The 9843-nt window shown below is 44.6% G+C and carries 6 protein-coding genes; all 6 read right to left on the reverse strand.

Annotated features, from left to right (window positions below):
• Nucleotides 1-62: 62 nt before the first annotated feature.
• Nucleotides 63-299 (reverse strand): hypothetical protein, encoded by a 237-nt coding sequence (locus tag FU659_RS18500; protein WP_147948928.1) that lies wholly within the window; start codon nt 297-299, stop codon nt 63-65.
• A 352-nt stretch (nt 300-651) separates the two neighbouring features.
• Nucleotides 652-1812 (reverse strand): tryptophan synthase subunit beta, encoded by a 1161-nt coding sequence (gene trpB, locus FU659_RS18505; protein WP_147948929.1) that lies wholly within the window; start codon nt 1810-1812, stop codon nt 652-654.
• 265 nt (nt 1813-2077) lie between these two features.
• On the reverse strand, nt 2078-3259 hold the full coding sequence (locus FU659_RS18510) for a NupC/NupG family nucleoside CNT transporter (RefSeq protein WP_147948930.1): 1182 nt from the start codon (nt 3257-3259) through the stop codon (nt 2078-2080).
• 2 nt (nt 3260-3261) lie between these two features.
• Nucleotides 3262-3969: a purine-nucleoside phosphorylase gene (deoD, locus tag FU659_RS18515; protein WP_147948931.1), complete on the reverse strand. Its 708-nt coding sequence runs from the start codon at nt 3967-3969 to the stop codon at nt 3262-3264.
• Nucleotides 3970-4121: 152 nt separating this feature from the next.
• Complete coding sequence (locus FU659_RS18520) at nt 4122-5825, reverse strand: AcpB/EbpR/MafR family transcriptional regulator (RefSeq protein WP_261807902.1); 1704 nt, start codon at nt 5823-5825, stop codon at nt 4122-4124.
• 123 nt (nt 5826-5948) lie between these two features.
• Nucleotides 5949-9843: cadherin-like beta sandwich domain-containing protein (locus FU659_RS18525; protein WP_222708575.1), on the reverse strand; the 3895-nt coding region annotated here is incomplete at its 5' end.

Consider the following 9843-nt stretch of genomic DNA (forward strand, 5'->3'; position numbering starts at 1 on the left):
TTACGTAAATAATCATTTGCTCAGTTACAGGGGGAAATCTCATATATATAAGGCTTGGGCAGTCAAATAAGGTTAAAATGATTATTTTGTTTATATATTGTTACTTTTGATATAAGCTTCGTTGATTTCTTTGATGGCCTGATCGAAGTCAACGGACGCACCTCTGACTCGCGAAGTTCGGCCGCACCCGGTATAAACTCAATGTGGCTGTCAACCACGAAACGATAATGTCTGCCTTCAATGCCATAATTCAAGTAGTTATAAATATCCGGTTCGACCAGTCGATCAGAAAGCTTCATCTTTGATTTTCACGATTCCGTCCAACCGTAATCGTGAAATTTACATGATTTAATATGGGAAATCCATAAAGAATCATGTAAATAGATTGACCTCATTGATGTCATTTGGGCAGAAAAATAAACCAAAAAAAGGTTGCTGTTTCATTTGAAGTCAAACTGTCAAAATGCAGAACGTGCTGTCTTTCAACAGGGATTAACCGCTTATGTAGTAAATCAAAAAACCGTTGCCGCTACTTAAGATAAGGTTCAGCATATCATCTATAGGGCGAAACCAAAGAGCGCCCAATTGGACGCCCTTCCCATCTTGCATGTCTGTTTTTAATTTATTGTAATAGGTGATGTATCCGTTGTTCTATTTGAGCATTTGATACACTTGTTCGACATCCTTATCCCCGCGGCCAGACAGATTAACAATAATAATTTGATCCTGACCCATCGTCGGCGCCAGCTTCTTCGCGTATGCAACCGCATGCGCGCTCTCTAGGGCAGGGATAATTCCCTCCGCGCGAGATAGTTCCTGGAAGGATTCCAGCACTTCCTCATTAGTGACTGTTGCATATTCAGCCCGGCCCGTCACCTTCAGGTGACTATGCTCCGGCCCAATGCCCGGATAGTCAAGTCCCGCGGCGATCGAATAGGTCTTCTTCGGCTGGCCTTCCTCGTCCAGCAGCACTAAACACTTGAAGCCGTGAATGATGCTCGGGACGCCTTGAGTTAAGGACGGCGCTTGATCGGGCTCGACGCCAATCAAGCGAACAGTCGGCTCGTCGATGTAGTGAGCAAATGCACCAATCGCATTGCTGCCACCGCCTGTGCAGGCCACTACCGCATCCGGCAGACGGCCTTCTTTCTCCATAATCTGCAGCTTCGATTCTTCGCTAATAATGGCCTGAAAGTGCTTAACCATCGTCGGAAACGGATGCGGACCAACGGCGGAGCCGAGCAAATAAAACGTATTTTTATAATTGCGAACCAGATCGTCCAGCGCCTCATCTACCGCGTCCTTCAATCGTCCTTGGCCTTTGTGAACCGGTACAACCGTTGCGCCGAGCAGCTCCATTCGGAACACATTAAGCGCTTGCCGGCGCGTATCTTCAGCTCCCATGTAGATGATGCATTCCATATTAAACATAGCGCAGGCCGTTGCCGTAGCAACACCATGCTGTCCGGCACCGGTCTCAGCGATGATCCGCTTGGCACCCATCCGCTTAGCGAGCAGAATTTGACCAATCGCATTGTTGATCTTATGCGCTCCGGTATGATTCAGATCCTCGCGCTTTAAGTATATCTTCGGTCCTCCCCATAATTTGGTCAGCCGCTCCGCATACGTCAGCGGATTCTCGCGGCCGACATATTCGCGCAGGTAATAGCGAAGCTCTTCCTTAAACTCCGGGTCGTCTCTAAACTTGTAAAATTGCTCACTCAAATAACTCAACACTTCCTGCAATTCCGGCGGGACGAAGCTGCCGCCAAACTCTCCAAAGTATCCCTCTTGCTGCAATTGTTGGTCCATAAGTAAGCGCCTCCAATAATCAAAATAGAAATGGTACTCCTCACCTAGTATCTTACCATAAATTACCCCCAACCCTATTTATATTTCTTCAAATGAACATGTTGAATAAAGACCATCCCGCTAAAAGGATGGCCTTCTGAATCCTTAATCTATCTTTTAATTGCCTCAATATAAAGCTCGATCCTCACTTCATTTCCGACAATTATACAGCCTGTTCCAGCGGCGAATTAAATGAGGCTGTATTTCAAAAGAGAAGTGTGTTCAACTAAAATATAATTCCGATAATGATAGCAGATAAAACGCTTACAAGCGTGGCGCCATATAACAGTTTTAATCCAAATCGAGCAACAATATTCCCTTGTTTTTCATTCAACCCTTTCACTGCACCCACGATTGTACCAATGGACCCAAAGTTAGCAAATGAGATTAGAAAAACGGAGACAATCGCTGTCGTACGCCCACTTAAACCGTCTTTGATTTTAACAAAGTCAAGCATAGCAACAAATTCATTCGAAACAAGCTTTGTCGCCATGATACTACCCGCACTAACAGCTTCATGCCATGGCACACCGATAAGAAAGGCAATTGGTGCAAAGACATACCCTAAAACTCCTTGAAACGAGATACCGAATATGCCACTGAAGACCCCGTTAATTAAAGCAATGATCCCAACAAAACCAACTAACATTACCCCAACTACTATAGCTACTTTAAAGCCATCCATGATATATTCGCCTAGCATTTCAAAAAACGTTTGTTTTTCCTCTTCCTGAACATCAATAATATCTTCTTCTGACTTAACTTCATATGGATTAATGATAGATGAAACGATAAAGCCGCCAAATAGGTTTAAGATTAATGCAGCCACTACATACCTAGGTTCTAGCATCGTCATATATGAACCAACAATTGACATGGATACCGTCGACATTGCAGACGCACATAATGTATACAAGCGATGCTTTGGCAATGATCCAAGTTGGTTTTTCACAGAAATAAATACTTCATTTTGTCCTACAATTGCGGCTGCAACCGCATTATAAGATTCCAATTTCCCCATGCCATTTACTTTACTTAGTACCAAACCAATATACTTGATAATGAACGGCAGTATTTTGTAATGTTGCAAAATCCCTATTAATGCTGACATAAAAACAATTGGCATCAAAACATAAAGGAAAAATGTGTAGGCTCCTTCATTTGCAATCCCACCAAATACAAAGTTAGTACCTTCATTGGCATATTGAAGTAATTTCGCAAAACTATCAGCAAAACCTTTAATTAAGAATTCGCCTATACTTGTTTTTAGTATAAGCAGTCCAAAAGCAATCTGAATAGCAATCATTACAATGATTGGACGATATTTAATCTTGTTCTTATTGTTACTCGCAAGCCATGCCAGTAATAGAACAATAATCAGACCGGCAACAGAAATTAAATAATGCATCTCTATCCCTCCATGACTGTGTTAAGAGCTATTTCGACCATTTCATAAAAGGATTGTTCACTCTCTTTATGAGTTAAGTGTTCCTGTGTTAACAATTGACTGCCTACTGTCAAAATAGATAGTGCTTTTACATCATACTTAGCGGCTAAAGTATATAGGGCTGTGCTTTCCATTTCTACCGCTAATACACCGAAATCCATAAACTTGTGTAGTCGATCTAAGGTCTCACGGTAGAATTCATCAGAATTATAGATGTTGCCAACAAAGACATTTAAATCTTTACCTTGTGCTTGTTGATAGGCTTTCATTAACAATGAAAAATCTGCCGTAGGTGCATAATTACATCCATGGAAAATCTTCTCCGTAAAATTACTATCTGAAGACACTGCTTGAGCTAATATGATATCGCGGATATTAATTTCTTCCTGCATCGCGCCGCAAGTACCGATGCGAACCAATCTCTTAACTTCATAATCAACAATCAATTCCGTTGTATAGATACTCATCGATGGATTTCCCATCCCTGTCCCCTGAACCGACACCGGCACACCTTTGTATAATCCCGTATATCCATACATCCCTCTTACTTCGTTATAACAATAGGCTTCATCTAAGAAATGTTCTGCTACAAATTTTGCACGCAAAGGATCTCCTGGAAGCAGCACACGGTCCGCTATTTCTCCTTTTTTTGCGCCTAAATGTCTACTCATATTTTTCCTCCAACCTTTAATGTTAAACTCTGGCTTACCGAAATCGCTTCCATTAAGAAAATCAGCTCCGGAACTACCTTGAGCATAACGGTTTTCTATCCTAGCAAACTAGACCAAAATCTTACGTAGGATACGGAAAATAATTGGTCAAATTATAAGAGCAATTCTTGACGAATATTGTCTAAATCCCTTTTAGATGGGATTGTGGAGATCATAACAACTGGCACTGTCTTTAATGAAACCGGGATATTACTGATAACAAGATCAATATTATGCTGCTGCATCATTTCGTCGGTTAGCCCTTTCATGATGGAAGTATTAATGATCAACTGATCCCCAATTTCCTTCTTTATCAAATCCGCTATGTAATGACGAATTGAAAATTCTTCCCCGATCACTAAGAAGGCCCTCTTCCTTTTATAACGCAAACTTGAACGAACAATTAAGGTTAACTTGGTTAAATGATAATCATTATACAAGATGGCAGGGTAAGCTTTATTCCACGTTTGCATGCAGGTTTGCAATTCTTGATAAATCGGCTGGCACTCTTTTTGAACATATGTAGTTAAATTACTTTTTGAAATCATCATCCATTCAGGGATGGCATTATCGATTAATAGCTTGTCAAAGAACTCGTATATCTCCAATACAAATCGTTCTTCCTTATCCAAGTTCGGGTATACCTTTGCCAATAGCGTTAGAAGCAGATTACCCATTTGATATTCTTCTTTATTTTTGTATAATTCGATTTCTTTCATCGGCGTTATTTCTGATCCTTCATAATAATGATATTGGCTGAGACTAGCCAGTGATTGCATAAAGAATATTTCACTCTTGGGAAATTCAATGGAGTGCTTTTCTTCAAGACTCTGCGCAAGGGTTTTCACTGGTAAATAAAAAAAACCCTTTCCCCAAGGGTAACTATTCTCGTCGATTTTTACATATTTTCCTTTCGTAACTCTTTCTACAACAATGGCCAACAAAAAGGATAATTTCCTTTTGGAATTGATAAAATAAACAATGTTTTTCTGTTTCTCTATATTTGTGATTAACTGATTTGTATATGCAAAATCGACATTCTCAAAGGGCCATCCTGTGAACTCATACGCATCACAATATAGCTTCCAATAGAAATATCGAATATTCATTTCATTCCCTTTGATCATAGGTGTAGAATAAGAAATGCTTAATTTATACGCTTTTAGATCATTATTATTTAAGTGCACAATCAGTTTCTTCAAAGACGAGGTACTCATAAACATAGCCCCGGCAAGCTCCTCCACGGACAGTCGACCAACACTCATAAACAATAAATTCATCAGCCTGTAAAAGGTGGTTTGTCTGAGCATAGAAGAAATCACTTCACTAATCGGCTCACTTCGCCCATTACGTCGAAGAAATATTCCCTTTCCTCTAGAAACTTCAATGGTAACACTAGGTGGTAATTGCTTGCTGATTTCCTCAACCATCTTACGAATTGTTTTATCTGAGATACCAGAACTTTTTTCAACTTCAGCTAAGGTGAACCATCTTTGTTCCGTATCCAGCAGCGTTAATAGTTGGCTAGCTAATTTAAATTCCTTATCCATTTTCCCACCCTGTTTCAATTCAATTTGAATGTTTATAGTATCAGCAAGGACAGTTCCTTTTACCCCTTTTGACGTTCTTTTACCATGATTCGAACAAGCCTCGAACGAAAAAGTCGATTCCCCCCAGAAGGAAGAATCGGCTTTTTGATCTGTTTGAAAACTATTATCCAAAAATTTCGCCCTACTTGTGATAAGGTTCAGCGTATCATCTTTAAGGCGAATTTTCTGCACCACGGCGCTTAATATTTTCCCCTTTTGTATAGTCATTTGTGGTGTTTTTCTCCGCGCTGTCTGTAACGGCAAGTTTTTTAGATGGATTATTACTATTACCAAACACAAAAACAAGGCTGCTTTGAAATTAACTTCAAAGCAGCCTTGCTTGATTTTCCTTTACTTGCCCTTTTGCGCCAACATTTTCAGCAGCACGGTTACTGACTCGGCTCTTGTTGTTTTATCGCCCGGAGCAAAGGCATTCGCGCCTTTACCTTCGATCATGCTCAGCTTTTTCATGGCTCCGACTGCACCTTTCGCCCAGCTCGGAATGTCTTTGTCGTCCGCGAAGCCTGTTGCCGTTGCAGCTTCAACGGACTGTCCCAGCGCTTTGGCGATCATCACTGCCATCTCCGAACGTGAAATTTCGGCGTTCGGTCGGAAAGTGCTGTCTTCATAGCCTGTAATGATGCCTGCTTGTACCGCTTGCGCGACAGCTTTCTGCGCCCATGCGCCAATCTCCGCCTTATCCGTGAATGCCAGCGCCGCTCCATCCCCTTGCGGCTTGAGCGTATTCATCAGCATAACCGCAAATTCCGCACGCGTTACAGTACGGTTCGGATTGAACGTACCGTTCGGATAGCCGCTGACGATCCCGAGGCTTACCGCTTGCTTGATGCTCGCCTCAGCCCAGTGTCCAGCGATGTCGCTGAAGTTAATGGTTGGTTGCGCTCCTGGTGTTGGCACTGTTGGAAGTTTATCTTCAGCGAATACCGCATATTTCGTAAAGTGATTGACCTCTACGGTAATCTTGCCATCGTTAATCTTGCCGCCGGGAACCTTCACCCATTCTTTTTTCGCTTCGTCAAAATAGAAGACGGATACGGTTTGGTTGCCGCTCAATTTGGACTTATCAAAAACAAACGTCAGGGAGATGGGTTTAATAAAGTTCTCTGAGAAGTTCTTCAAAATCTCAAAGACCGAGCTAGTCAGAGCCTTTTGGTTGTTGAGAAGCGCTTGCGTTTCTAATACTTTGGTAATCGTCACTTTTAGTTCTCGATCTGTAGCGCCTGCCGGAATCGAGACGGTGACCTCTTTATTCAAACTAACCTCGCCTGTACCGCCGGCTGGAAGCGTCAGGTTACCATCCGTTGGGGATGCTGGTGCTGTTGGCCCGCCGCCACTGCCACCAGTGGATGGTGCATCTGCACGCGTTATCGTAACCGTGTACGTTTTCGGTGTGCCATCCTGCGCTGTCACGACCAGAGTGATCGTGATATTGCCAACATTCAAAGGAATGGCGCCACTTGCCACGCCACTTGTAACCGCAGTTCCGTTCACAGCTACCCTTGCATGGCTCTCCAATACGGTTGGCGTTACGGTCGTGCTGGAAACACCATTTGCCACATTAGCTGTGTACGCTGTCGTTCCAGAGACGAACGCCGGAGTTAGCGTAGCGCCCGACAATGTCAATCCGCTCAGATCGGCGTTGTTGGATAGTCCCTCTGCGCGCGTTATCGTAACCGTGTACGTTTTCGGTGTGCCATCCTGCGCTGTCACGACCAGAGTGATCGTGTTATTGCCAATATTCAAAGGAATGGCGCCACTTGCCACGCCACTTGTAACCACAGTTCCGTTCACAGCTACCCTTGCATGGCTCTCCAATACGGTTGGCGTTACGGTCGTGCTGGAAACACCATTTGCCACATTAGCTGTGTACGCTGTCGTTCCAGAGACGAACGCCGGAGTTAGCGTAGCGCCCGACAATGTCAGTCCGCTCAGGTCGGCGTTGTTACTTAAACGGTTAACCGTCAAGTTATACGTATTTTGTGTTTGATTCTCGGCGGTTACCACGATACGAATCGTATTGGCTCCTACCGTCAGGTTCGATGCCTGGTAATGATAAACATTGCCCGTTGCCGTCGTGTACACAGCACCCGTAACTGCAAGCGTTTGACTCACTTCCGCTTTGGTTGCTGCCACAGTGAGACTTGTCACCGTGTTCGGAACATCCACTGAATACGTACGCCGCGACGATGAAAATGTCAGTGCGCCTTGATCAACGGTTAAGCTAGAGAGCAGCGCGTTATTGTTTAATGGTGCAGTTGCCGGAAAAACTGCGGTTACGACGCCCAATTCGGCATCCGTGGTGACAGAGGTTGCTCCTGCTACTGTAAAGAAGTTTTCACCAGTGCCTGTTAAGGCGTACCCCTCATTAGGTGTGATTGTGATTCTGGCTGTGTAGCTTGTACTCGGAGCGAATACGGCGTCAGACGGCGACCATGCGATCGTTGCTGTGTATTCGCTTGTTGCTGCCAGGGCAGATACCGGCGTTGCTCCCGTGACTGGCGGTGTTACTCCAGCTATTGCTGCTGTTCCTATTGGTAATTCAGTTGCTGGAAAAGTTACCGTAAAGGTCACGGTGTTGCCCACGCCTGAACCCGTTGTTATTGTCGTTCCTACCTCGGATGCGTCCTCTACCGTCGGAGTGAATGCCCCTGCCTGGAATGCCTTCGCATTCTTGGATGTTAGTTCAACCGTTGCCGTATAGCTTTGGCCTCCCTTAAATTGGCCGCCCGCTGTTAAAGCTTCATTCCAGGTTACACGGGTAACGGTGTAATCGACATTGGCTGTTGCTGCCTCTACCGCTGCTGCATCTTGCGGGGTTGCGCCTAGCCCCGGCGCATCGATGACTACTGCCGCTGCTGTCATGACCCATTTCGCATACAACACATAATCCGAAGTAATGGCAGTTGTCGCAAAATTAAAGGGGGCTCCGCTAAATTGATTTGAGCTGTACCACCCCTCGAACGTGTAGCCAGTTCTTGTCCGTACAGTTGGTTCTGTTGCATGGTCATTATCGATCACAATTTGATCGGCTGTTGTCCACAACGCATCGTTGGTAACGAAGCTTACTGTGTACGCATGCGATTGTTTTCTGATGAAATTACTAGTATCCGGCACATACAACGTACCGTCACTGCCTGCTGCTATGGAAGTAGGATAGTAGAATCCTCCTGAATTAGTGATGTCCTTCCAGGCACTGCCTCCACTCGATAACTTTTTAACTTGGCGGTTATCTTCAGAATCTACCACGTATACGGTGCCGTTACTACCTGCGGCGATACCCGTTGGATAGGAAAAGGTTCCCGATTTGGTAATATCCTCCCAGGCACTTGCTCCGCCGGGCAGTTTTTTTATTTGGCTATGATACGTATCCGCCACATACAACGTGCCATCATTGTCTACGGCTATACCCGATGGGTAATAAAAGTTCCCAAAATTGGTGATGTCCTCCCAGGAACTCCCCCCACTCGGGAGTTTTTTAATTTTGTTATTCGACGTATCCGCCACATACAACGTGCCATAACGATCTACTGCTATACCCCCCGGAAAGTTGAATCCCCCTGAAAGGGTAATGTCCTCCCAGGCGATACCTCCGCTGGGCAGTTTCTTAATTTGACCAATTCCAGCATCCGCGACATACAACGTGCCGTCACTGCCCACGGCTATGCCGCTTGGGGCGTAAAACGTCTGCACATTGGTAATGTCCTCCCAGGCCGAGGTGCTGCCGGTGCTCGATAATTTTTTAATTTTGCGATTAGTTCTGTCCGTCACATACACCGTGCCGTCACTGCCTACCGCCACGCCACTAGGATTGTTAAATTCTCCTGATTTGGTGATGTCTACCCAAATTCTTGTATCCCACTTCGCATATAGCGTTATGTTCGCTGTAATTGCTGTTGTTGCAAAGTTAAAGGGTTGCGTCAGCGCGCTGTCACTATACCACCCTTCCAACGTGCTGTTTGCCTTGCTCGCAGCCGGTTCTGTTGCATAACCGTCTTTGGCTACGGGCTGAGCGTTAATGTTTGTCCCTCCCCTGCTGTCAAAGCTTACTAGGTAGCCGGAGGACCATTTTTTAATTTTGTAATTATGCGAATCCACCACATACAACGTGCCGTCACTGCCCGCTGCTAGACCACCCGGGGTGTTAAATGCCCTGAGCCTTGTGATGTCCCTCCCAGCACGCTCCCCCACTCCGCAGTTTTTAATTTGCCCAGTCGTACCGTCCGAC

The sequence above is a fragment of the Paenibacillus sp. N3.4 genome, assembly GCF_008017805.1.
In the GTDB taxonomy this organism is placed as follows: domain Bacteria; phylum Bacillota; class Bacilli; order Paenibacillales; family NBRC-103111; genus Paenibacillus_E.

Bases quoted from the DNA above. Each gene is read 5' to 3' on its own strand.
- FU659_RS18510 (WP_147948930.1), bottom strand. From the start codon at position 3,259: ATGCATTATTTAATTTCTGTTGCCGGTCTGATTATTGTTCTATTACTG.
- FU659_RS18500 (WP_147948928.1), bottom strand. From the start codon at position 299: ATGAAGCTTTCTGATCGACTGGTCGAACCGGATATTTATAACTACTTG.
- FU659_RS18520 (WP_261807902.1), bottom strand. From the start codon at position 5,825: ATGACTATACAAAAGGGGAAAATATTAAGCGCCGTGGTGCAGAAAATT.
- deoD (WP_147948931.1), bottom strand. From the start codon at position 3,969: ATGAGTAGACATTTAGGCGCAAAAAAAGGAGAAATAGCGGACCGTGTG.
- trpB (WP_147948929.1), bottom strand. From the start codon at position 1,812: ATGGACCAACAATTGCAGCAAGAGGGATACTTTGGAGAGTTTGGCGGC.